At 46.5% G+C, this 24,312-nt stretch carries 23 protein-coding genes and 3 pseudogenes; 15 read left to right on the top strand and 11 right to left on the bottom strand.

All coding sequences use genetic code 11. From position 1 onward, the window contains the following. Positions 1–101 precede the first annotated feature (101 nt). From I6E49_RS01205 to I6E49_RS01190, 4 genes and pseudogenes are all read left to right on the top strand, one after another. On the top strand, positions 102–314 hold the full coding sequence (locus I6E49_RS01205; RefSeq protein WP_235400014.1) for a helicase associated domain-containing protein: 213 nt from the start codon (positions 102–104) through the stop codon (positions 312–314). Between the two features lie 15 nt (positions 315–329). Further along, on the top strand, positions 330–941 hold the full coding sequence (locus I6E49_RS01200) for an ATP-binding cassette domain-containing protein (RefSeq protein ID WP_235400013.1): 612 nt from the start codon (positions 330–332) through the stop codon (positions 939–941). Positions 942–993: 52 nt separating this feature from the next. Next, positions 994–1,707 (top strand): annotated as a pseudogene (locus I6E49_RS01195) (ABC transporter permease); the annotation flags it as partial. Between the two features lie 105 nt (positions 1,708–1,812). Further along, on the top strand, positions 1,813–2,607 hold the full coding sequence (locus I6E49_RS01190; protein ID WP_235400046.1) for a DNA/RNA non-specific endonuclease: 795 nt from the start codon (positions 1,813–1,815) through the stop codon (positions 2,605–2,607). A 2-nt stretch (positions 2,608–2,609) separates the two neighbouring features. Here I6E49_RS01190 and I6E49_RS01185 read toward each other — a convergent pair whose 3' ends face one another. Next, the gene (locus tag I6E49_RS01185) at positions 2,610–3,044 is read right to left on the bottom strand and encodes a GNAT family N-acetyltransferase (RefSeq protein WP_235400012.1); all 435 of its coding nucleotides are present in this window, start codon (positions 3,042–3,044) and stop codon (positions 2,610–2,612) included. Positions 3,045–3,156: 112 nt separating this feature from the next. On the opposite strand from I6E49_RS01185, the gene I6E49_RS01180 reads away from it, so the two are divergent. Then, entirely contained in the window at positions 3,157–4,368 is a 1,212-nt protein-coding gene (locus tag I6E49_RS01180) for a glycoside hydrolase family 27 protein (protein ID WP_235400011.1), read from the top strand. A gap of 180 nt (positions 4,369–4,548) precedes the next feature. Here I6E49_RS01180 and I6E49_RS01175 read toward each other — a convergent pair whose 3' ends face one another. Beyond that, the gene (locus I6E49_RS01175; RefSeq protein ID WP_374685174.1) at positions 4,549–4,974 is read right to left on the bottom strand and encodes an Hsp20/alpha crystallin family protein; all 426 of its coding nucleotides are present in this window, start codon (positions 4,972–4,974) and stop codon (positions 4,549–4,551) included. A 312-nt stretch (positions 4,975–5,286) separates the two neighbouring features. Between I6E49_RS01175 and I6E49_RS01170 the strand changes: the two genes are divergently transcribed. Continuing rightward, the gene (locus I6E49_RS01170) at positions 5,287–5,709 is read left to right on the top strand and encodes an MATE family efflux transporter (RefSeq protein WP_374685175.1); all 423 of its coding nucleotides are present in this window, start codon (positions 5,287–5,289) and stop codon (positions 5,707–5,709) included. Here the strand turns inward: I6E49_RS01170 and msrA are convergent. Further along, entirely contained in the window at positions 5,706–6,653 is a 948-nt protein-coding gene (gene msrA, locus I6E49_RS01165; protein WP_235400009.1) for a peptide-methionine (S)-S-oxide reductase MsrA, read from the bottom strand. The two genes, I6E49_RS01170 and msrA, sit on opposite strands and share 4 nt — an antisense overlap. 398 nt (positions 6,654–7,051) lie before the next feature. Then, positions 7,052–7,222: pseudogene (locus tag I6E49_RS01160) on the bottom strand (IS982 family transposase); the annotation flags it as partial. A gap of 243 nt (positions 7,223–7,465) precedes the next feature. On the opposite strand from I6E49_RS01160, the gene I6E49_RS01155 reads away from it, so the two are divergent. Both I6E49_RS01155 and recQ read left to right on the top strand, forming a co-directional pair. Then, the gene (locus I6E49_RS01155) at positions 7,466–7,639 is read left to right on the top strand and encodes a hypothetical protein (RefSeq protein WP_235400008.1); all 174 of its coding nucleotides are present in this window, start codon (positions 7,466–7,468) and stop codon (positions 7,637–7,639) included. A gap of 101 nt (positions 7,640–7,740) precedes the next feature. After that, positions 7,741–9,582: pseudogene (recQ, locus tag I6E49_RS01150) on the top strand (DNA helicase RecQ); the annotation flags it as partial. A 929-nt stretch (positions 9,583–10,511) separates the two neighbouring features. Here recQ and I6E49_RS01145 read toward each other — a convergent pair. Continuing rightward, on the bottom strand, positions 10,512–10,925 hold the full coding sequence (locus I6E49_RS01145) for a hypothetical protein (protein ID WP_235400007.1): 414 nt from the start codon (positions 10,923–10,925) through the stop codon (positions 10,512–10,514). 168 nt (positions 10,926–11,093) lie between these two features. Between I6E49_RS01145 and I6E49_RS01140 the strand changes: the two genes are divergently transcribed. Then, entirely contained in the window at positions 11,094–12,377 is a 1,284-nt protein-coding gene (locus I6E49_RS01140) for an O-acetylhomoserine aminocarboxypropyltransferase/cysteine synthase family protein (RefSeq protein ID WP_235400006.1), read from the top strand. 118 nt (positions 12,378–12,495) lie between these two features. Here I6E49_RS01140 and I6E49_RS01135 read toward each other — a convergent pair whose 3' ends face one another. Genes I6E49_RS01135 through I6E49_RS01125 form a run of 3 tightly spaced genes read right to left on the bottom strand, consistent with a single transcriptional unit; the run spans position 12,496 to position 14,404 of the window. After that, positions 12,496–13,293, bottom strand: coding sequence for a DnaJ domain-containing protein (locus I6E49_RS01135; RefSeq protein ID WP_235400005.1), 798 nt, complete (start codon positions 13,291–13,293; stop codon positions 12,496–12,498). A 50-nt stretch (positions 13,294–13,343) separates the two neighbouring features. Continuing rightward, the gene (locus I6E49_RS01130; protein WP_235400045.1) at positions 13,344–13,910 is read right to left on the bottom strand and encodes a sugar O-acetyltransferase; all 567 of its coding nucleotides are present in this window, start codon (positions 13,908–13,910) and stop codon (positions 13,344–13,346) included. A 29-nt stretch (positions 13,911–13,939) separates the two neighbouring features. Beyond that, positions 13,940–14,404, bottom strand: coding sequence for a type I restriction enzyme HsdR N-terminal domain-containing protein (locus tag I6E49_RS01125; RefSeq protein WP_235400004.1), 465 nt, complete (start codon positions 14,402–14,404; stop codon positions 13,940–13,942). A gap of 127 nt (positions 14,405–14,531) precedes the next feature. On the opposite strand from I6E49_RS01125, the gene holA reads away from it, so the two are divergent. The 6 genes from holA (at position 14,532) to I6E49_RS01095 (ending at position 21,193) form a co-directional block, all read left to right on the top strand. Further along, entirely contained in the window at positions 14,532–15,563 is a 1,032-nt protein-coding gene (holA, locus tag I6E49_RS01120; RefSeq protein ID WP_235400003.1) for a DNA polymerase III subunit delta, read from the top strand. A 762-nt stretch (positions 15,564–16,325) separates the two neighbouring features. After that, complete coding sequence (locus I6E49_RS01115; protein ID WP_235400002.1) at positions 16,326–16,844, top strand: helix-turn-helix domain-containing protein; 519 nt, start codon at positions 16,326–16,328, stop codon at positions 16,842–16,844. Positions 16,845–17,053: 209 nt separating this feature from the next. Further along, complete coding sequence (locus I6E49_RS01110; protein ID WP_235400001.1) at positions 17,054–19,180, top strand: Tex family protein; 2,127 nt, start codon at positions 17,054–17,056, stop codon at positions 19,178–19,180. 232 nt (positions 19,181–19,412) lie between these two features. Beyond that, a complete protein-coding gene (locus I6E49_RS01105) occupies positions 19,413–19,820 on the top strand; it encodes an RNA polymerase sigma factor (protein ID WP_235400000.1) in 408 nt (135 codons plus the stop codon). A 183-nt stretch (positions 19,821–20,003) separates the two neighbouring features. After that, on the top strand, positions 20,004–20,498 hold the full coding sequence (locus I6E49_RS01100; RefSeq protein ID WP_235399999.1) for a hypothetical protein: 495 nt from the start codon (positions 20,004–20,006) through the stop codon (positions 20,496–20,498). Positions 20,499–20,653: 155 nt separating this feature from the next. After that, on the top strand, positions 20,654–21,193 hold the full coding sequence (locus I6E49_RS01095) for a TIGR00730 family Rossman fold protein (protein ID WP_235399998.1): 540 nt from the start codon (positions 20,654–20,656) through the stop codon (positions 21,191–21,193). 26 nt (positions 21,194–21,219) lie between these two features. Here I6E49_RS01095 and I6E49_RS01090 read toward each other — a convergent pair whose 3' ends face one another. The 3 genes from I6E49_RS01090 to I6E49_RS01080 form a co-directional block, all read right to left on the bottom strand. Continuing rightward, a complete protein-coding gene (locus I6E49_RS01090; protein ID WP_235399997.1) occupies positions 21,220–22,350 on the bottom strand; it encodes a hypothetical protein in 1,131 nt (376 codons plus the stop codon). A 205-nt stretch (positions 22,351–22,555) separates the two neighbouring features. Beyond that, positions 22,556–23,407: a zinc ribbon domain-containing protein gene (locus tag I6E49_RS01085; protein WP_235399996.1), complete on the bottom strand. Its 852-nt coding sequence runs from the start codon at positions 23,405–23,407 to the stop codon at positions 22,556–22,558. A 28-nt stretch (positions 23,408–23,435) separates the two neighbouring features. Further along, entirely contained in the window at positions 23,436–24,221 is a 786-nt protein-coding gene (locus tag I6E49_RS01080) for a Nif3-like dinuclear metal center hexameric protein (RefSeq protein WP_235399995.1), read from the bottom strand. Positions 24,222–24,312: the final 91 nt, after the last annotated feature.

Raw genomic sequence — 24,312 nt, 5'->3', positions numbered from 1 at the left:
TGGATCACTTTATGATTATAATAAATGCGGGTGTTTCAAAAATGCGAAAGGGTTTTTGAAGCATCCGCGTTTGTGTTTATCGTTAAAATTCATATAAGCTTATGACATCAAGAAACGAAGAAAAATGGAATGCCAACTATCTTGCGTTGAAGGAATACATATTGGCGCATGGTCATCTGCCCGACAAGAAGAAGGTTGAAAACCGTGGACTTCTTAATTGGTGGAAGTATAACAAGAAGTGTGGCAAGCTTGGCAAACTGAGTGAGGAGCGGGCTGATATGTTGCAGATTCTGAGCGACATGCGCGATAAGTAGAAAGGAAGCAGAACAATGAATATAGAACTATACAAAGCCGGAATGAAATACAAGGACAGTCAGATATTCTCCGATTTGTCTTTCCTTGCAGGCGCAGGCGACCGTCTGGCGCTTGTGTCTTCCGATTATAAGAGTCTGACCATGACCTTGCAGGCAATGCTTGGCATGCGACGTTTGTGCAGCGGTTGGGCAAGTATTGACGGCGAACCCGTATTGCCGTCTGTAGCAGCCTGTTACAGACGTTATATTTCGTATCTTCCCAATAACATTGATTTCGAAGACATAACCGTTGAGCAGTTGGCAAAGAGCATATTGACGGGCGACAGCAAATACTCGTCGAAAGAAGCCGAGCGTCATCTGCAGCTTCTCGGTGTGGAAACGGATTGCCTGCACAGAGCCTTTGCCTCGATTGATGCATCCACGGCTCAGCGTGCCGCTCTTGCCGTTACGGTTATGGACGGTAGGCCGATAGCTTTGCTCGACAACCCCACTTCGCAGCAGGATGAAGCGGGCAGCCGACTTGTTGCCGATTATCTGGCTTCCTCATTGTTTGACGATGTGGCAGTAGTTATTGCCACTTCCGACCCTATAGTGACAGCTGTATGTAACAAGAAGCAAAATATATAGCAAACAAAATATATAGCAAACGACAATTTATAGCAAATAAACAACAATAACGATGATAACGACATTAGGATTGGCTCTTGGAGTCTTGTTTCTGTTAGTTCCCTTGTGTGTAGCTTATGTCTATCATATAAATATGGTGGCGAGCATGCTTCGTGCCTTCTGCTGCATGACGTTGCGGGTAGGTGTGCTTGGAGTGGCGGTGTATTATCTTATGCAAACAGGTAGTCTGACACTCAGCCTGTTGGCAGCTTTGGTCTATGTGATGTATTCAGTCATAGTTGTTGTATATAGGGCGCGTCTTAAACTGTCATTGTTCCTGTTGCCGGTATTTGCCGGAATGTTGGTGGCAGTTCTTTTTGCTTCCGCAATATTATTGTTTGCCAACGTAGCTATTGGCGACGGTTTCGGTACGCGTTATTTGTTGCCTGTGCTGGCGTTGTTGTCGGGCAGTATTGTCGACCCTATGGCACAATCCTTGGCGACATATTATGCAGGACTCAGACATCACAACCATCTGTACTATTATCTCATAGGCAATGGTGCGACACGTTCTGAGGCAATAGGTTATCTAATGAGACGTGCGTTGGAGAAATCGTTTGTGCCAGGTCTGCGTAGTATGGCAGGTACAGTTGTAGGTGTGGCTCCGGTATTTATGTGGACGATGATGGTGTGTGGAGCATCGGCTTTTGATGCTGCAGCTGTTCAGATACTTGTAGTGCTTGCAGTATTTGCAGCGTCGGTTGTGGCAGCCGTCGTTTCGCTGACAATAGCAAGACGTTATGTTATTGACGGTTACGACCGATTGAAATCCGTTCTTGTCTTATGCTGCATTTGTGCTACGCTTTGCTCATGCAATCAGATAGTGAAGCGCATGGACGCAAAGGTTGCTGAGAGCAAGAAGGCTGTTTTTACTGAGATAAAAAAGAACGTTGGAGCCAGTACCGGCAATGATGAAGCCGGGAGCGTTGCTTCCGGATATTCCAACATTGAGATTCCAGCCTCTCTGAAGCTGGTGCCCGAACAGATACTCCGTCGTACCGGCTATACCGCATCCTACAACAGCGACCGCCGTGTGCCCAACTGGGTGGCATGGCATCTTACGCCAAGCCGACTGACAGGTGAAGCAAAGCGTAATGGGGCGGCTTTTCATGAGGACGAGGACGTTCCGGAGCCACGTGCTGTCAACTTCGACTATGTACGCTCGGGCTATGATCGTGGTCATATGTGTCCGGCTGGCGACAACAAGTGGAGCGCAGTAGCAATGGACGAATCGTTTCTTTTCACAAATATATGTCCGCAAGCACCTTCGCTTAATCGTGGCGATTGGAACGAAATGGAGCAAGCCTGCCGCAAGTGGGCCAAACAATATGGCGATTTGTACATTGTCTGTGGACCGATATTCTATAAAGGCAAGACCAAGACGATAGGTGCCAATAAGGTGGCAGTGCCCGATGCCTTCTTCAAGGTGGTGTTATGTATGAAGGGCGAGCCTAAGGCTATCGGCTTTATATACAAGAATTCTGATGGCAATCGTCCGAAGGGCGACTATGCCAACTCGGTTTATGAAGTGGAGCGAATCACAGGCATCGACTTCTTCCCGTCACTTCCCGATAAGATAGAGAAGAAGGTCGAGGCTGAGTGCAATCCCGACGATTGGGAATTATAATATTATACTTTCAGCCTGTACACATTCGTTGTCTTTGGTTCGAAACCTACGGATTGATACAGGGCATTTGCAGCCACACGTGCCGGGCGCGATGTCAGCATCAGTGTGCATGGTGAGTATTTGCGGGCTGCTTCTATAGCATGTTCAATCAGCAGTCTGCCGAGTTTCTTGCCACGCATACTATTGTCTACTACTACGTCCTCTATCCATGCTTTGCTGCCGGTAGGGGCGTAGTATACGGCGAGAGTGCACATTCCAACTATCTTGCCGTCTGCCTCCAACAGCAGCAGGTGGGTATCGGGCGATGTTATGATAGCGTTTAGAGCTTCGATAGTCATAGGCTGGGCTGATTGTGAGAGCTGTGGCAGCAGCATATTGATGCTTTCAAGATACTCAATATTGGCTTCTGTGGCTTCAAAAATAATTGGTTCGTGCATGTTTTATTGTTATTTAAGATTGTTCTAATTAGTTATATGTGCAAAGATACATAAATTTATGTGTATCTTTGCACATAAATAAACTATTATAAGCAATAAAACAATCAAAGCAATGAAAAAATCACTACTTCTTTCTTCAGCCTTACTATTGTCGTCGCTATTTGCGTCGGCACAGACCACACCACGCAACCAGCTTACTCCGACTCCTCCTATGGGATGGATGACATGGAACCTGTTTCAAGGCAACATCAACGAACAACTTATTCGTGAGACTGCCGATGCTATGGTGGAAGGCGGCTTCCGCGACGCCGGCTACGAATACATTTTTATAGATGATCTGTGGCAGGGCGGACGCGACCGTCACAACAATATGATTCCCGACCCCGTGAAATTCCCTAATGGCATAAAGGCGCTTGCCGACTATGTACACTCTAAGGGCCTTAAGCTCGGAATATATTCGGATGCCGCTCCGCTCACCTGTGGCGGATGGACTGCAAGTCTGGGATTTGAAGAGCAGGATGCACGTACGTTCGCTTCTTGGGGCGTCGACTATCTGAAGTACGACTACTGCAATGCTCCTGAAGACAGCGCTACGGCACGCCATCGTTATCGCACCATGGCAAATGCCTTGCAGAAGTCGGGCCGTAACATAGCGCTCGGCATCTGCGAGTGGGGACAGCGACAATGCGAAGAGTGGTGTGAGGAAGTAGGCGGCCAGTTGTGGCGCACCACGTACGATGTACGTGATATGTGGAAGGACGTAGTGAAACAGGGCGGAATGGGTATTCTTGATATAGTGAACATCACGGCTCCGCTTGCCAAGTATGTACGCCCAGGACAATGGCCCGATATGGACATGCTCGTAGTAGGTCTTAGAGGCAAGGGTGGCCCGTCGAGCGACCTCGGTGGAGTAGGGTGCACCCAGACCGAGTATCAGACCCAGATGAGCATGTGGTGTATGATGGCTTCGCCTCTCGCCATGACCAACGACCTGCGCAAGGTGTCGGAGGGCGACCGTCGTATACTGCTCAATCCGGAGATTATCGCCATCAATCAAGACCCTCTTGGCAAGGCAGCCGAGCGCAGGGTGATGACCGGGAGCTATCAGATATTCGTGCGCCAGCTTGCCAACGGCTCTCACGCCGTAGCATTGCTCAACACGTCTGACAAGCCTCTGGTGTTGACTGCCGACTTTGCCCGGCTTGGCATTCCCGGCAAATACACTATACGCGACGTGTGGCAGCATAAGGACATAGCCCGCAACGCTTCCAAGTGGAAGGGACGTGTGATGCCGCACGAGACACGCGTGCTTGTCGTAAAGTAAAACGATAGCCTTTGGCAATGTTGAATGTTGAATGTTGAATGTTGAGTTATTCTCGGCTAACGCCTGCGATTGCGAGTTGTTCAGTTTTGAATTGTTTCGCACCCTTACAATTCAACATTTAACATTAAACATTCAACACTTAACATTAGTCCTGAATTCATGAATTGTTAATGTGAAATGTTATTTCACTTCGATGTTCTTCATCACCTTGGCTTCCTGCTCGGGAGTGGTCTTCGGGATGACGATGGTAAGAATGCCGTCGGCAACGCTTGCCGAAATCTTGTCGCGCTCCACGTCGTCAGGCAGAGTGTAGCTTTGCTCATAGTTGCCATAGGTGAACTCGCGGCGCAAGTAGCGCTCGTGTCTTTCCTTGCGGCATTTGCACTCTCTGTCTTCCTCCTTGTGCTCCATCTTGTTTTCAATGGCCATGTGGAGCAAACCCTCGTTGGTGACGTTGATGCGCACCCACTCCTTCTTGAGTCCGGGAACTGCCACCTCCATTATATATTCATCACATGTCTCCTTGACGTTGATAGCTGGGGCTGTAGTGCGTGTCTGAGGCACTTCCTCAGTATTGAAGAAACAGTTGTCAAACCAATCGTTCAACCAATTTGAATAGTTATTCCTGCGAACTAACATCATAATGAATTACCTCCATTTGTATTTTTTTCTCGTCCTCTCTTCGCCAAGTGTGGTTCGGTCGGGATTTCTGTGTGTTAATAAAATTTCCTTTTGCCGTCAGTATTAATTGCTTCCGGCTTTCATTATGTACGTTCGCAACTTATGTGCCAACCGTTATATGTATCAGCCAATATGACATATTTATCAATTTTGTCATGCTCTTGTGATAAAATGTCAGACGTGTGGATTATTCTTAGTATGTTTGCTTGCGAAACTTAAGTCACTTTTAATTTTATTATGTCAGAAAAACTTACAAAAGACGCTATCGACCTCAGTACGCTGAGCATTCCGCGCCTTTTCGGGCGCTATTTTCTTCCTACATTATTGGGTATGCTCAGCATATCGGCAATGACAGCCATAGATGGAATATTCGTAGGGCATGCCGTTGGTGCCGACGGAATAGCAGCCATAAATATATGTGTGCCGATACTGATGGTGGTGACGGGACTGGGGCTGATGATGGGAGCCGGATGCTCTGTTGTAGCATCCATCCATATGGCGCAGCAAAAGCTCAAGGCTGCACGCATCAATGTCACCCAGGCATGGATATTCGCCACAATGGTAATTTCCTGTTGTGTTTGGCGAGACGGGCATCTGGCTTGCCTTGGCTGTGTCAGAACTGCTGACAATGGTTTGTATAATAGGTTATATGATGATTAAAACTTCTTGATTCTGACATGGCAATACGGCTCGCCACCAGTCTTCTCATAATAACGCTGGTGGTAAGCTTCGCCAATGTAGAAAGGTTCTTCGGGCAGAAGCAGGGTGTTCACCTCATCGCCCATATCACGGAGTATCTGCATAACGTGTTCGGCTGTCTGCTTTTGCGATTCGTTGCGATAGAATATGCAACTGCGATATTGCGCACCGATGTCGGGACCTACACCGTCGGTCTGTGCCGGATCGTGAATCTCGAAGAATAGTTTGCATAAGTTCTCGTATGATACAAGATTCGGATTGAACTCTACTATTACAGCCTCTACATGTTTGGTTTTATGGTCGCGCACATCGGCATACGTGGGAAAAGCTTCCTTGCCTCCGGTGTAGCCGACAAGAGTGTTGAGCACACCATACTGTTTCTGAAATTGGTGCTGTGTGCCCCAAAAGCATCCGCAGGCAAAGATGCCTACCTCGATATTCTCGTCCGCAGGAGCATGATACAGGCTGACTTGTGAGCAGCTTTCGATGGCAGCCTTCACCATCTCCAATGCTCGGCCATGCTTTGCCTGAAGATCAGGGTGAGCCTTGCCTCGGGCAAAATTGTGCTGCAAGTCGTTGTATTTCACCTGCATAGCAATGGGATTTCCCGAGTCAATAATGTTTTGCACATACTCGAAGTAGTCGGTTGAATGGTCGTAAGTGAGTAGGCGTAGGGCATTTACTATGCCAGTAGGAATACCATCTTCAAGCAAATCATTGAAAGTGTAGCTTGTGTCCTCAACCACATCGTGCAGAAACCCTGCTATCTTCTCCTCGTCGGTATGCCCCATCAGTCCCACGGCAAGAGGGTGGAGTATGACGGGACAGCCGTCGCGGTCGGTCTGTCCGGCATGTGCTGTAGTGGCTATGCGGAGCGCAATATCAATAGTGTTCATTTTGTCCATCGCTATTAAGTGTTGTTTTGATTGAATGATATTGCAAAGTTATGCAAAACATTTCAGAAAACTAAGGTTCATCCGTGATATTGAGTGATGATATTATAAGTATGAATACATACTTAATATAACAAGTTTGTATAGTAGCGGAGACCTCCACTACTTATAGGTTCATAATTGAATCACTCCAAATATCGGATGAGCTTTAATTATGTATTACAATAAGCTTGATGCACGCTTCCAGTACCGTTTCCAGTACCGCCTAACTGGTACTGGAGTTTCATATAGGTGGTACTGGAGTTTCACTTAACTGGTACTGAAGTGTTACTTATGTGGTACTGACAAAGAACTTATATGCATAAATCAGGCATCCCAATTGATGTGTTCCTCAGGAGGAAGAAGAACAACACCTTGTTGGCGTAACGCCTTAGATTGCGGCATACCGGAATCATTGTGGAAACCATAAATGTAATGCCTGTGCATCTGCCGAAGGCACGGAGGTTGAGGAAGAAAATTAGTGGGAATAACACGTGGCTTTCAAGTTCAACAAAGCGGTTGTAAGATACAGCATTGGAAAATTATGAAATATTTCTTATTCCGAACTGGGGTATGAATTGACCATGAATTTAGTTGTGTATAATTCGTGTGATTCGTACGATTCGTGTTGTGTATTTCACCACGGATTTCACTAATCACACGAATGTTTGGTGCGCTATAGTCACGAATTATCATGAATTGGTCATGAATTTAGTTGTGGATAATTCGTGTGATTCGTGCGATTCGTGTTGTGTATTTCACCACGAATTTCACTAATCTCACGAATGCTGGAGGTGTTATTGCCTGGTAATTTAGGAGGCTATGGCGTACTTGCTGCGTCTGTAAATGGTCACTCCGAATATGGAGCCAGCGTAGATGAGGCATTCGGCGAAGCAGCCCAGCACGCTCTCGTGAATCTGTTCCAATGGAGGAACGATGAAGCCTGCTACCGCCAGTAGGAAGCGTCTTCATCCACATCCTGCGTAACAAGTCTTTGCCAGTTCGATTTTTTTGCTTAACTTTACCCCTTCAAAAAAAGAACAATACGACAATGCGATCAATGCAATCTACACTTAAAAAATACTTCGGTTACGATCAGTTTCGTCCTTTGCAAGAGGATGTAATCCGCCATATTCTTAGTGGCAAAGACTGTCTTGTGCTGATGCCTACGGGTGGTGGCAAGAGCCTTTGTTTTCAGATTCCGGCATTGATGATGGAAGGAACGGCTGTTGTGGTTTCGCCTCTTATTTCGCTGATGAAAGATCAGGTGGAGAGTCTGCGTGCTAATGGTATAGAGGCTGCGGCTCTGAACAGCAATGCTTCGGAGGCAGAGAACCGTGAGATAGCTGAGCGAGCCTATCGTGGTGAATACAAACTGCTTTACGTCTCGCCCGAGCGCTTGCTTGCCGAGATGGAAACAGGTGTGTTGCACCATTCGTCGGGCACTAATCCTACTGGACCTCTCAAGGTTAGCATGTTTGCTATAGACGAGGCACATTGTATCTCGCAATGGGGACATGATTTCCGCCCGGAATATACGCAATTGGGCAGAATCAAAGAGTTTTTCCCTGAAGTACCAGTCGCTGCCTTTACGGCTACTGCTGACAAGATAACCAAGGAAGATATTGTGCAGCAGTTGCGTCTGGAAAAAGACAAGACGGGCGATCCAAAGATTTTTGTTTCTTCCTTCGACCGTCCTAACCTTTCGCTTGATGTACGCCGAGGATATTCGGCGCAGGACAAGTTGCGCTTTCTGCTTGCCCTCATTGCCCGTCATCGCAATGAGAGTGGCATTGTATACTGTATGAGCCGAAAGACCACTGAGACTGTAGCCATGAAACTGCAAGAGGAAGGTGTGCGTGCCAAGGCTTATCATGCCGGACTGTCGCCCAGAGAGCGTGATGAGGTGCAGGAGGAATTCATCAATGACAATATAGATGCAGTGTGTGCAACGATAGCCTTCGGTATGGGCATCGACAAGAGCAATGTGCGCTACGTGGTGCACTACAACTTGCCGAAGAGCATAGAGAGCTATTATCAGGAGATAGGTCGTGGAGGACGCGACGGACTGCCCTGCGAGACGGTATTGTTCTATCAGGTGGGCGACATCATCATGCTGCGTAAGTTTGCCGAGGACAGCGGTCAGCAGGCCGTCAACAACGAGAAGTTGGACCGTATGCAGGAATATGCAGAGAGTCAAGTCTGCCGCAGAAGAATATTGCTCAACTATTTCGGCGAGACAATGGACCATGACTGCTGCAACTGTGATGTCTGCAAGAATCCTCCACAGCGTTTTGACGGGACAATACTTGTACAGAAAGCTCTTTCGGGCATTGTGCGTACGCATCAGCAGACGGGGTTCAGACTGTTGATTGACATTCTGCGAGGCTCGTCCGGTTATGAACTCTATCAGAAGGGCTATCAGCAGCTTAAAACCTATGGCTGTGGCAGAGATGTCGCTTTCAAGGACTGGCAGGACTATTTGCTGCAAATGCTGCACATGGGTTATATCGAGATAGACTATAAGGACAATTCGCACCTGAAAGTCACGCCCCAGGGCGAGGATGTGCTCTACGGGCGCAAGACAGCACAACTGGCTGTTGTAAATCGCGAAGACTTCACGGTGAAGGGCAGGAAGCAGAAACATAGCGAGTCTATGCATGCCGGACTTGTGCAAGACGGGGTGGCTGAAGACATGGCGCTGTTTGAGACACTACGTCAGCTGCGCGCGCAACTGGCTGCCGAGAGGGGCGTTCCGCCGTATGTGGTGTTTGGCGACCGCACGCTGCATCAGCTTGCCATACTTCAGCCCGAAACTCGTTTGGCTTTCGGGATGGTGTCGGGAGTAGGAGCTCATAAACAGGAGACGTTCGGTACAGCCTTTGTCAAGGCAATACGCCAGTATAAGAGCCTTTCGACGGAAGAGACCGAAGGGTGGAACACTTTGGAGGTACCTGTCGCTACAGGCGGACAGCAACTGGCTACGACCAAGAAAACACGTAAGTCGCCTAAGGATTATGTCACGTTCAACGGCGTGGAGTATCATATCGGTGCAGAGCTGATGGAGTGCTTGAAGTGGCGTGTCGCTATAGGCTATTTGAGCAAAGACGTGTATTTCAACCTGTGGCACGACAGCAACTATCCCATGACGCGATATGTGAGCGAAGACGCCCCTAAGCGTGATGCTGTAGTGAAGCGTTTTGCAGAGATAGTCACGGCAGCGTACAATGTGGAGGTGTCGGCAGATAACGAAATGGTAAGCATCAAAAGAAGAATAGAATATGATGCCGATGGCAACCCCGTTCATTCGTTGGTGTGCGACTCTTTCGACGATGCCCTCAGCAAACTGAAGCAGTTCGTCAGTCAGAACGGCCATATGCCTTTCTCGGCATCTGGTGAGTATGAATGTTCATTGCGCCGATGGCAGCACGAAATACAGCATGGCATAATATCGCTCACACCCGAACAGCAACAGGCGTACGACGAACAGATGGCTGGCTTTGCCGATGTACCCAAAAGCCGATTGCAATGGGAGGAGAGAGAAGGTCGGATAAAATAGGGGTATAAAGAAAACGGCATACGTTCACATTTTTTGCCTTAGCAAGAACTTATATCCATCGTAGATGGATTAACTTCTTCTTAAATACCCTTAACTCACATTTTGACCACACCCTTATATAAACTTGTTACATTTAATAAATTATCATTATCACTCTAAATATCGGATGAGCCAATAATAAATATGAATACATACTTATACTATAGAGCAAAATAACAAGCATTCAGAAATGAAAATGACAAGATTGCCAAAGACAATCCAGCAGAATTGTTCTAATTGATTTCCACCTGTTCAACAGCACTCACCAGCGAATCTTTGCCATTAAGCAAATAGAACTTTACGCGAACAATACTGTTGAAGTCGGCACTACCTTTCACCTTGATATGCAATGTCTTACCGTACACAAGCGTGTCGCGTTTGGACGGATAGGAAACAAGCTGCAAAAAATGTCTTGTAGAGCCTGTGCCTACATAGAAGATGTCAGTACTATCAACAATATTCTGCGCCACATGATTAAGCGTATCCTTGACCTGACGCTTTGAAACAAGTGAAGTGTCAGCAGGCTCAAATTCTGATGCAGCTATAGTGTCGCCATCATTGTACGATGCAGCGAAACGACAACTTGTAAGCATTCCAACCACCAAAGCCAGCACCATGGGTGGCAACAGGAACAATATCTTTCTCATTTTTCAAATTACATTAAATTGAATTTTCACTTTCATATTTGCTACAAAGTTAGTCCGCTTTTGATAAAAGCCCAAAAAATAAGAAGAAAAAATGGCCTTCATTAGCACTTTTATTTGTACCTTCGCATCCGAAATCAATATAATAAGCCTAAATTTAAGAACAAAAAGATGAAGAAGAATTTAAGAACAGCCTCTATCTGCGTACAGGGAGGCTACGAGGCAAAGAACGGTGAGCCTATCGAGCCGCCAATCATACAGAGCACCACATTCAAGTATGACAACTCTGAGGAGATGGCTATGCTCTTCGACCTCAAGAAGGAAGGATACTTCTACACACGCTTGCAGAACCCTACCAACGATGCTGTGGCACAGAAGATTGCACAGCTTGAGGGTGGCGTAGGAGCCGTGCTTACAAGCAGCGGACAGGCAGCCAATTTCTATGCTGTATTCAACATCTGCGAGGCAGGCGACCATATCGTGACAAGCAACGAGATTTATGGCGGAACATTCAACCTCTTCGGTGTAACACTCAAAAAATTGGGCATAGAATGCACATTTGTCAACCCAAATGACCCAGAAGAAGAGATTCAGAAAGCTTTCCGACCAAATACAAAGGTTGTTTTCGGCGAGACAATAAGCAATCCGGGATGTGCCGTGCTCGACATTGAGAAGTTTGCACGCATTGCCCATAAGAATGGCGTTCCACTCATTGTTGACAATACCTTCGCCACTCCTATCAACTGCCGTCCATTTGAATGGGGAGCCGACATCGTGACTCACAGTACAACAAAATACATGGACGGTACAGCAAGCCAGGTAGGCGGATGCGTAGTGGACAGCGGCAATTTCGACTGGCTCGCCAATGCCGACAAGTTCCCCGGCCTGTGTACTCCCGACGATAGCTACCACGGGCTCACCTACGCCAAGAAGTTCGGCAAGATGGGCTATATCACCAAGCTTGTAGCTCAGCTGATGCGCGACCTTGGATCAATTCCAGCCCCAATGAATTCATTCATTCTGAATCTCGGTCTGCAGTCGCTCCACCTACGCATGAAGCAGCATTGCGCCAACGCACAGCAGGTGGCAGAATTTCTACAGGCAGACCCTCGTGTGGCATGGGTTCACTTCAGCGGACTGCCAGGCGACCTATATCATGAACTTGCAGAGAAATACCTGCCTAACGGCTCTTGCGGCGTGATAGCCTTCGGACTGAAAGGCGACCGCGACACAGCTATCCGCTTCATGGACTCGCTCGACATGATAAACATCGTAACCCACGTGGCAGATGCTCGCACCTGTGTGCTTCATCCGGCAAGCCACACCCATCGTCAGTTGTCTGACGAGCAGCTGCGCGAGGCAGGTGTTGCTCCCGACCTCATCCGCCTGTCAGTAGGCATTGAGGACGTTGAGGACATACTCGACGACATCCGCCAAGCTTTGGACAAGATTTAAACATAAAAAAGAATTGCCCTTTCACTCTTCAAACGAATTCGTTTAGAAGAGCGAAAGGGCAACTTTTATTACGCCAAAAGGCAACTTTTATTATGCCAAAGGGCAACTTCCTGTCGCACTACAGTCCCCTTGCCTTGTATATTGTCTCCTTGGCAGCATTGATTTCCTGGAACTTCTGTTCGGCAGCCTTACGTACATCCTCTCCAAGCGTAGCTACACGGTCGGGATGATGCTTCAGAGCCATGCGGCGGTAGGCAGCCTTCACCTCATCATCAGAAGCGTCTGGGGCGATGCCAAGCACCTTGTAGGCAGCATCAAGATTATTGCCGCCCGACGACAGATTGAGCATTGAATTCAAGTCTTCGACAGAAAGACCAAGATTTGCTGCTATAAACTGCAAGGCTTCAATCTCGCTCTGCGGCACACTACCATCGGCCTGTGCTATCATCACGAGGAAGTTGACGAGTTGCAGACGCTGCGAGTATTCCATATGCTGCGCTATCTCAGCACATGAGTCGCGTATCACATCCTTAAACGCCATATTGCCCATCTGCTTCTGACGCTCAAACAGGCGAAGCAATATCTGCTCGCCCTGTTGTACTGCCATCTCGCCGAAATTGCGACGCAGGAAAGAGCGTACAAATTCCATCTCAGAGTGCATTACCCTCCCATCAGCCTTCATTATATACGAAGCGAGAACAAGCAACGAAAACAGAAACGAATTGCGCTGTCCCTCATACTGCTGTTGCTCTGTATAACCACCATACTGGCGGTTGGCATTATACACATTGTCTTCACCGCTGAATCCTTCAGCCCCCTTCTCAAACAGCCAACCTATAGCATAGCCGGCAAGTGCTCCGAGCGGCCCACCCGACATAAAGCCAAGAAATCCGCCTATCCATCTTCCTACTCCCATTATTTCTTTTCGTTTTTATTTTTTATCACTTTGTATTATTATCAACATTATCAATCCGTATTCCTTATGAGTCTTTTCTTCACCACAGCCGGATTGCCAGCTGCCATTGAGTCGGCAGGGATATCGCAAATCACGACGCTTCCTGCAGCAATGATGCTACGAGGCCCAATCGTTACTCCTGGACACACCGTGACGCTACCACCAAGCCAGCAGTTATCGCCTATTCTGATAGGATGACAGGTCTCCACAGGCTGCATACGCTCCTCATAGTCGATAGGATGTTGTGGCGTGAAAAACTGACAGCGAGGACCTATCTTACAGTGCGCCCCTATAGTTATTTCTCCACCATCAAGCATTATACAGTCGTAATTGATGAACGTGTGCTCACCTATATTAATACCATGTCCATGGTCGCAACGAAATGGAGGAATGATAACTGACGACTTCGGTATGCCAGGGATTAGTGTCTCGACAGTCGACCTGTATTCAGACGAGGCAAGTGTCATCATTGAAAATTTTGTGCACAGCTCATTTGCACGGACTATACTTGCCATTACCTCAGAATCCTCAAAGCAATACAGCTGTTGACTACGCATTTTTTCATATTCAGTCGTCATTTCCGACTCGTTCTTATGTTCTGTCATATTCATTGGTTGGGACTATTGATATCACTATAATCAGGAATTTCCTTCAAGAACTCATATCTACGATTCTCGTAGTCCATACGGCAGCAATAATGCTGAAATCCATTGCTCATAACGAGATAATCAACATGCAATAAGAGATTGTAGGCTGCAATCTGGTCAAACACCTTCTGTGTTATTTCGATTGACGGAGCCTTGTACTCTATTATCATGCGAGGGTGCAACTGACGGTCGTACAGCACGCTGTCAGCCCGTAACTTCTTATTACCAATCATCAGCCCCACCTCGTTGGCCATAAGAGCAGCAGGGTAACCCTTGTGTCCTGTAAGGAAGTGGACAAAGTGCTGACGCACCCATTCTTCGGGCGTGAGAGCCACATAGCGACGGCGCAGAATGTCGAATATTCGCGGATGTTCTTTGGTTCCTGATAACTTTATTTCGAAAGTTGGTAGATTTAATCGAATCATTTTCGTAATTTTGCTTTTAAATGCCGCACTGGCGGCAAACAGCATACAAAAGTATGCAATTTTAACGAGAATAACGAGCCGTAAAGCTACCCGTTAATTTATTTTTACACCTTATAATATAATTATTATGGCAGAAAGAAAATCCGTGGCTACGTATGAAACAATCATGCGCGACCTAAAAGCCAAAAAATATGCACCGGTATACATACTTATGGGCGATGAACCTTACTACATCGACAAGATAGCCGACTATATCGCAGAGAACGTCATTGAGCCCGACGACCGCGACTTCAACCAGACCATAGTATTCGGTGCTGACACATCAGCCGCCCAAATATCCGACCTATGTAAAGGCTACCCCGTAATGCCATCGTCCTATCGTGTAGTAATAGTAAAGGAGGCGCAGGCGTTGAAATCGCTTGATGCCTTGGAGCGATACTTCGAAATACCGCTACAGTCTACTATACTTGTTATCTGCTACAAAAACGGCACTATCGACAAGCGAAAGAAGATAGTAGGCAAGGCCGAGGCAGTAGGAGTGGTATTTGAAAGCAAGAAGAAACGTGACTTCGAGCTACCCTCGTTCATTGAGAAATACCTCAAAGACAACCACGTTGCCATCGACCCAAAATCGTGTTCGATGATAGCTGAACACATTGGCGCTGACTTGAGCCGACTTATCTCTGAACTAGAGAAAGTGATGATCTCACTGCCCGACGACAACCGACGCATCACACCCGAAATTGTAGAACGTGAAATAGGGGTAAGCAAGGACTTTAATGTGTTCGAACTGAAGACAGCCATAATCGAAAGGAATGTTTTCAAGGCAAATCAGATAGTAAAATATTTTGACAAAAATCCCAAAGCAGGTTCGCTGTTTGCATGCCTGCCTTTACTATACTCTTACTTCCAGAATCTGATGGTAGCATTCTATGCGCCCGATCGTAACAACGACAACAATCTCGCAGCCTTTCTTGATCTGAAGTCGGTGTGGGGTCTGAAGGACTATCGCACTGGTATGAGAAACTTCACTGCAATGAAAACTCTACAGATTTTATCCAAACTAAGGGAAATCGAAGCCAAAAGTAAGGGGTTGGACAACCAAAACACCTCAACTGGCGACCTTATGAAGGAGCTAATCTTCTTCATGTTGCACTAAAAAAGCATATTTTCTACCAGTTTCATTCCTAGAATTAGAAACGGTGCAGACCTATTTTTCCGGCCTAACTTCCTAAAGAATATGGGAGTTAGGCCATTTTTTACCCCTTTATTTCTGCAAAAAATCAAGCCACATAATCCTTAGTTCAGAATTCTTCTGTATTGCGAAAAATGAAGTATTGAAGGCTTAAAAGATTTAGGTTTTACATATTTTTACATTCGAAAAAGCCAATACACAAATTCGTATTGCCAAAAACAACGGTTTGCAAATATGGATTTGTAAATCCACATTCTATTTTCATATTTACAAATCTACAATATTTAAACATATTGATTTGTAAATCAAAAGATGTGTTTTTGTGTATGAATATTCATATCGTATTACGACATTATCGGTAAATACCTGATAATAAGTATTTTAGTGCATTCATTTTAAAGCTTATTATAAGCATATAATTAAACAAAGTAGGTTTTTAATCGTTTTAATGTATATTCATCATTATCAATACATAATTATATACTTTATTAATCAGTTAATTATAGAATAACGTTAAAGTAAAAGACAAAGCTTTTGCTGATAAAATACCAGACAAGTACGCTACAATTCACATACTACCATATACAACAAATCAAACTTGCTCATATTTACATATACAAATGTGTACTTACGCAATTAATTATATCTTGCAAAAGTTGTATATTTCATTTTTTTGATTTAACTTTGTAAAAAAGAAGAACAAACAAGAATTCATCATCATTGCATATGAAAGACAGAATAAAAAGAATTATTGAGTCGCAGCACATGACCCAGCAGGAGTTTGCAGAGAACATAAAAATTGCTCCAGCTACACTCAGCAGCATTTTCACTGGACGCACAGCTCCGTCGCTCAAAATCGTCGATGCTATCAAGAGCCGGTTTCCTGACATCTCTACTGACTGGCTCTTGTTCGGCCGTGGAGCTATGACCGACTATCGCAACTCTGAGGCAGGAGCTATGCTCAACTCAAATACTACCCCACCCACTAATTCTGCACTTGACTTTGACAGCACGCCAGAAACCGCTGGTAGTATTAGCGATACGATCAACTCAAACATTGACAACCACCCAAGGATTGAAACATCTGCCACCGAAACATCCGAGACATCCGGTCCTGAAAACACAAGCAAAACACGTGGAATACAGTTGGTAAAAAATTGCGACAAAAACGAACGTCATATCGTAGAGATAAGAATATTCTACGACGACCAGACATGGGAGACCTTCGTACCGAAGAATATGTAAAAGACAGTTTTGTATTGTCCTCGGTTTGCACTATCTCTTGATAAGATATGCTGCACCTCAACAATAAAAACAAGCGAGCTTGTTTTGTATTGTCTTCGGTTTGCACTATCTTTGCAGAAACTATTTAGCAACTCAGAACTATTTAGGCTTACCTATACAATTTAGGTTTACCTATCTGGTCTGTAGACACATATACCTTATTATATATAATGAACGTATTTACAAGAATCATTGCCGACACATTATCATTGTCTGAAAGTAGTGTCGAAAACACCCTCGAACTTCTCGACGAAAACTGTACCGTGCCATTCATCAGTCGCTACCGCAAGGAGCGCACTGGCAATCTTGACGAGGTGCAGGTTTCAGACATTGCACTTATGCGCGAGAAGCTGCAGGATGTGGCAAAGCGCAAGGAAACCATAATTTCTACAATAGAAGACCATGGCAAAATGACCGACCAATTGCGCCAGCGCATAGAAAACTGCTGGGTAATGTCAGAACTAGAGGACATCTATTTGCCATACAAACCCAAACGCCGCACCAAAGCCGACATTGCACGCCAGCAAGGACTGGAGCCTTTGGCACAAACCATCCTGTTGCAGCGCGACTCCAATCCATTCCGAACGGCAGAGAAATTTGTAAAGGGCGACGTTAAGTCGGTGGAAGACGCTATTCAGGGCGCCAAGTTTATCATAGCCGAAGCTGTCAATGAGAACGAGGACGTGCGCAAGGCCATCAGAAATGTATTCAAACGCGAGGCCGTGATTTCTTCGAAAGTTGTGAAGACAAAAGCCGAAGAAGACGAGGCACAGAAGTACAGCGACTACTTTGACTTCTCCGAACCACTTCGACGTTGTTCGTCACACCGCCTGCTTGCCATGCGTCGTGGCGAAAAGGAAGGCTTCCTTCGCATCAGCATTTCTGCCGACGAGGAAGTGTGTAAGGAGAAGATTCATCGCCAGTACGTATTGGGACGTAGCGAGTGTAGTAAACTTGTGGGCGAAGCTGCCGATGACGCATTCAAGCGTCTCCTTAAGCCATCTATTGAGACCGAGTTCGCCCTCTCAAGCAAGCAAAGTGCCGATAATGAAGCAATAGAAGTGTTTGCTGAAAATCTGCGTCAGCTCCTCCTTGCTGCTCCATTGGGCCAGAAGCGAGTAATGGGCATCGACCCAGGTTTCCGCACAGGATGCAAAGTAGTTTGCCTTGACGCACAGGGCACATTGCTCCACTTCGAAGCTATCTATCCCCACGCTCCCAAGAACGACCATCAAGGTGCAGCACGCCAGGTGCTCAGCATGGTGAAGAAATACGACATTGAGGCAATAGCCGTTGGCAATGGAACCGCCAGTCGCGAAACATCTACATTCCTGAAAGAAATAGGTCTCGACTCTAACATCAATGTCTTTGTAGTAAGCGAGGACGGAGCCTCGGTTTATTCTGCATCAGAGGCTGCACGTGAGGAATTCCCCAACGAGGACGTGACTGTACGTGGAGCCGTATCAATCGGTCGCCGACTCATGGACCCGCTTGCCGAACTTGTAAAGATAGACCCCAAGAGCATTGGTGTAGGTCAGTATCAGCACGATGTCGACCAGAACGAACTGAAGAAGAGCTTGGACATGGTTGTAGAATCTTGCGTGAACACCGTAGGCGTTAACCTCAATACCGCAAGCCGCCACCTGTTGATGTACGTCAGCGGACTCAACGCTACTACAGCCAAGAACATCGTCGAATATCGCGAGAAGAACGGAGCGTTCAAGTCGCGTGCCGAACTTAAGAAGGTGCCGCGCCTCGGTCCTGTAGCCTTCGTGCAATGTGCCGGCTTCCTACGCATACCAGGAGCCAAGAACCCGCTCGACAATAGTGCAGTCCACCCCGAGAGCTACGACATCGTGAAGACAATGGCAAAGGACAAGGGTTGTACCGTGGCAGAACTTATCGACAACAAGGAGCTTCAGAAGTCAATACGTCTGAAGGACTATGTTACCGATATTGTTGGAATGCCAACCCTCACCGATATTATGGCTGAGCTTCAACGCCCCGGACGCGATCCGCGTGCAGCAGTAGAGGTTTTCGAATTCGACCCACGTGTTCACGAGATTGACGACCTTCAAGTGGGAATGCTCCTTCCAGGCATCGTGACCAACATCACCAACTTCGGTGCCTTCGTTGACGTTGGCGTCCATCACGACGGACTGGTGCACATATCACAACTTGCCGACCGCTACGTGAAAGACCCTAACGAAGTGGTGAAACTTCACCAGCACGTTGTAGTGCGAGTAACTGAAGTAGACCGTAAGCGCCAGCGCATATCGCTCTCGATGAAAGAATAATACAACAATAGAAGGCGTTAACCTTATGTGGTCGAGTTACCTTCGCTCGACCACATAAAAAAATACACACCAGAAAAACTTTTTTATCTTTTTCCACGTAGCAAACCTTACCCACCATTAGTCTAAAGAATAAAAAATACCAAACATAAAACATCAATTATGAAAGAAAACGAACAACAATGTCACCGACATTGTCCGTTGCAACCGTAGCACTATATACACCGTGTGCTATATGTTCTCAAAGGACAATGACGAGGTTGCCGACATGTTTCAGGAGGTGCTCATAAGACTATGGAACGGAATGGAATCGTTTGACGGACGCAGCAACATCAAAACATGGATTTACCGTGTGGCCCTAAACACCTGCATCACCATCGACAAACGCAAGAAGCGCAACCATAAGACACAGCTGTCTATGGACATAGACTACTTCAACAGTCGTGAAGTAAAATCAGAACAGGCACAGTTTCTGCATCAACGCATAATCCGCTTGCAACCTCTCGACCGTGCTATCGTGCTGCTATGGCTCGAGGACATCAGCTACGACGAAATAGCAGCTATCATTGGCATTACAGCCAAAAACGTATCGGTGAGACTGGTGCGCATCCGTGAACAACTGAAACGGATGAAGGAGCTATAATTAAATGTTAAATGTTAAGTGTTTAATATTAAGTGTTTAATGATTATTCAACCTACAAAATCATTTCATATGGAAAAGAGCAACAATAATAACGAACTCGAAAATATGCGTTCGCAGATGGCATCGTTCAAGAAACAACTTGAGCAATAAGAGATTATCAACGACCGTATTGTGGCTGAGTCGATGAAGAAGCAATTCTCATGGATAAAAAAGATTGTCATAGGCGAAATTACCCTCATCCCTATATTTCTGTATTTAGCCTTTGCCGTTAAGTACAACTTCAACATGTCTTGGTGGAGTTTAGGCACATTCATCATATTGCTCCTATGTGATGTTTGGTGCGACTACGACATCAATATGCGAGCTATTAAAAACAGCGACTACAGCCGCGACAATCTTGTCAACACTATGGAGAAATTGCTAAAAATGAAACAACGTCGCACTAAGCAAACCGCCATAATGATAATAGCCTTAATAGGCTTAATCGTATGGTTCTCAATAGAAATAGGCTTGCACCTCATGTCGATAAATGCCGACACAGGTATGTGGGGTGTATTCTACGGCAGTGTCGTGGGCGGTGTAATAGGAATAGCAGTTTCCTGGTGGATTTACTGCAAGATGCAGAAGACCAATGACGAAATAATAAAGCAGATTGAGGAGGTGAGCAAAGAGCAATAATAGAAGAACAATGGGCGAAACTCGACCTTGTAAGAGAAATCACACAGGAAGTGTGGGGGCTAAAGATTCTTTAAAAAGCTTTGCTATACGGGATTTTGTTTGTAACTTAGCGTCATAATCAAAAATACGCTAAGTTACACAACAAACAACCAACTATGAAAATTACAGTATTCTGCTCAGCCAACGAGCATATCGACCCCGACTATTTCCGTATGACAGAAGAATTAGGCCGATGGATGGCAGAGAACCATCACGACCTTATTTTCGGAGGAACCAGCCAAGGACTCATGAACTGTATAGCCAAGGCTGTGCACGACGGAGGCGGACGCGTCATCGGCGTTGTGCCGTCGCTTGTAGAGAAAGGCGGACGCATGTCGGAATATCTTGACGTGCATATCCCCACAGACAATCTCGCCGACCGCAAGAACCTGATGATTGACCGATGCGACGTAGTTGTGGCTCTGCCTGGCGGCATAGGTTCGCTCGACGAGATATTCTGCGTGGCAGCCTCGAAGTGCATCGGCTACCACTCCAAGAAGGTGATTCTCTACAACATGAAGGGATTCTGGAACTCGCTCGTAGCTCTTATGGACGACCTCAACCAAAAGGGAATGATACGTGGCGACTGGCACAATATGATTGAAGTGGCCAACGACTTCGAAGAGCTGAAAAACCTGTTGAATGCAACTATCTGATTTACACTTAAAAATCTTATTACACTTTAGAAAATATCAGCCACATAGTTGTGCTTCATCCCGTCTTTTCCTCTTTTCAGGAAGAGGATGAGGCGCACGTGGCTGCCCTGAACCATTCCATTCCTAACATCTTCCGGAAGATTTGCCGTTGAAGCGAAACCTGCCTTTATGATATTTCCTTCGGGCGTGTATCTTATTGCCGACTCTAACGAGTAGCGTATGTATCTGTCCTTAACGTTGGCATACTCCACTTTCGCCTCATAAATACCGAAAGCCTTGCGGCCTTCATACTTATCCATAACGCTCACTATAGCAGCCGACTTGAAATGGTCGCCATTCGCTATTATGGGACAAAAGCGCACATAATTGCCAACTGATATTTTTAATGCTGTATGTGCCGACTTATCCGCTACAAAATGCCGCGACTGCGAGTCGTAGACATGTATGTGGCCGTGGCTCTCGTCAATAAACTCTACAAAACCCACTTCCGCTGAAAACGCCTCATCCACACGTTTCGCTGAAGCCACTATTTCCGAAACACGTTCATAGCCTTGCTTAGACACCCTCGTCAGCACATTAAATATGCGCCCGCTTATCTCCCACGGACGACACGGAAACTGATGGCTATCAGCAATTAGTTCCGAGCCATTCGTTGCCACAAGCTTCACATATCGAAGCTTCCTTCCATTAATCTCCTTCTCAAACACCTTGGCGGCATACATGCTGACAATACCCTCACACTCGCCATTGCATTCTTCTGGATGATGAAGCCTGTACGATTGAAGGGCACGCTCCACGCGTTCTTTGAGCGACAGATATTGCCTGCCATCCTTACCTGTCTGCCGCTGCAAGTCCTGCGCACGCAGACAACTGTCGTAACCCCAAGCCTCAAGAAACTTGGACAATTTGAAGTCGCCGTAGGTCTCGCTTATCTTCACCGCCATACCAAGCATGCATGAGTCGACGAGCGACATACGCTTAACGTGCAGTTTCATATAGGCGGCAAGCAGAGTGCGAGCCGTCACAGAGCCAATTGTCTTGTAATTATTCTGAAGATAACGGTAGATTTTCCAGTTGGTATCGTCGGGATGGGCAGCACCGGTGGCGATGCTATCAAGAAGTTCATCCCATGTTACAGATTGAGTGGTATTAGGCATAGTAGATAGGAGTTAGGAATAGGAATTAGGAGTTAGGAATTAAAACAATTGAGAGTTGAAAGTTGAGAGTTGAGAATTGAAAGTTGAGAATTGAAAGTTGAGAATTGAGAGTTATGATTACCAAGCTAAACACTTAATATCAAAGCATATCATAACTCTCAACTCTCCATTCTCAACTCTCAACTTGAACGAACTCTCAATTAATTTAGCTGAGCTTTGTCTCCGACTCCTCCGACTTCTTCGAAGCAGTCTTGCGTGTTGTGGCACGCTTGCGCTTTGGCTTATCGTCGACAACCTCAGTCTCTACAGTCTTAACGCCAGCCAACTCAGGGTCGATCATGATACGTCCGCAGTACTCGCAAACGATAACCTTCTTGTGCATCTTGATGTCGAGCTGTCGCTGTGGCGGAATCTTGTTGAAGCAGCCACCGCAAGCGTCACGCTGTACATAGACAATACCCAGACCGTTGCGGGCATTCTTACGGATGCGCTTGAAGCTTGAGAGCAGACGCGGCTCAATCTTAGTCTCCAGTTCCTCGGCCTTAGCCTTGAGCACTTGCTCCTCCTCGCGAGTCTCCTGCATGATTTCGTCGAGTTCGCTCTTCTTCTCCTCAAGCGCCTGCTGACGGTCGTTGATGAGGTCGTTGGTGCGAACCAGCTCGCGCTTCTTGTCTTCAACCTTAGCGTTTGCCTCCTTGATCTTCTTGTTGCAAAGCTCGATTTCGAGGCTCTGGAACTCAATCTCCTTGGTCAGAGTGTCATACTCGCGGTTGTTGCGCACCTCGTCGAGTTGCTTCTTATATCGCTCCACACTCTCCTCAGCCTCCTTAATCTCGCCCTGCTTCTGGGCTACAGCCTGCTGAAAATCGTTGATGTCGCCCTCAATATGCTCAATACGAGTCTTGAGTCCAGCAATCTCGTCCTCAAGGTCCTGCACCTCAAGAGGAAGTTCGCCACGCAACGCACGTTTCTCGTCGATAGCCGAGAGAGTAGCCTGAAGCTGATAGAGAGTCTGCAGTTTGCTCTCTACTGAAATTTCTGATTCCTTTTTTGCCATAGTTTATATATATATGTTATGTGACAAGTTAAAAATACATTATCGGATTGGTACACGTCTCGGCTATGAAGCACTTCACGCCCTGACACTCACGCTCAATGATGTCGCGGAAAATCTCGCTCGTATACTGTTCGCTCTGATAGTGGCCTATCACGGCTATCTGTATCTGCTGTTCGCGTCCGAAGTACTCATGATAGTGCATCTCGCCAGTAAGGAAAGCATCGGCACCAGCCTCCACAGCCTCGTCCAACAGGAATGAGCCAGAGCCGCCACACATAGCCACCGTCTTTATGGGTCGGCGCAGTAGTTGGTTGGCTTCGACACACTCCACGCAGAATGCCTTCTTGAGCAGGATGATGAAGTCGTCGGCAGCCATAGGTTCCTCAAACTCTCCTATCACTCCCGAACCACACTCCAATCCGTCTACCATCTTTGTCGACATGAAGTGCACATTGTGCAGCCCCATCTTCTCGGCAATCTTGAAGTTAACGCCGCCCCGTGCATTGTCCATATTCGTGTGCATCGACATTATCACGATGCTGTTGGCAAGCGCCTTTATCACGGCCTGCTGCACATAGTCCTCGCCAGTCAGTCTGGCAAGTTTACGGAATATCAGCGGATGGTGCGACACAATGAGGGTGCAGCCCTTCTGTATGGCCTCGTCCACAATCTGGCACGTAACGTCCAGACACAATAATGCCCCTGATACTTCCGCCTCTGTCAGTCCAACTTGCAGGCCAGCATTATCCCAGCTTTCCTGCAAGGGCAGAGGCGCGAAACGTTCAAGGGCCTTGGTTACTTCCTTTATTTTCACGCTTTTCAGCCTTTATATATGTAGATAATATATGTAATATGCTGCAAAGTTACAGATTTTCATGCAGAAACAAAAGGAAGCATACTCTTTA

The sequence above is a fragment of the Leyella stercorea genome, from assembly GCF_021531655.1.
This window is presented reverse-complemented; position numbering and strand designations above follow the sequence as displayed.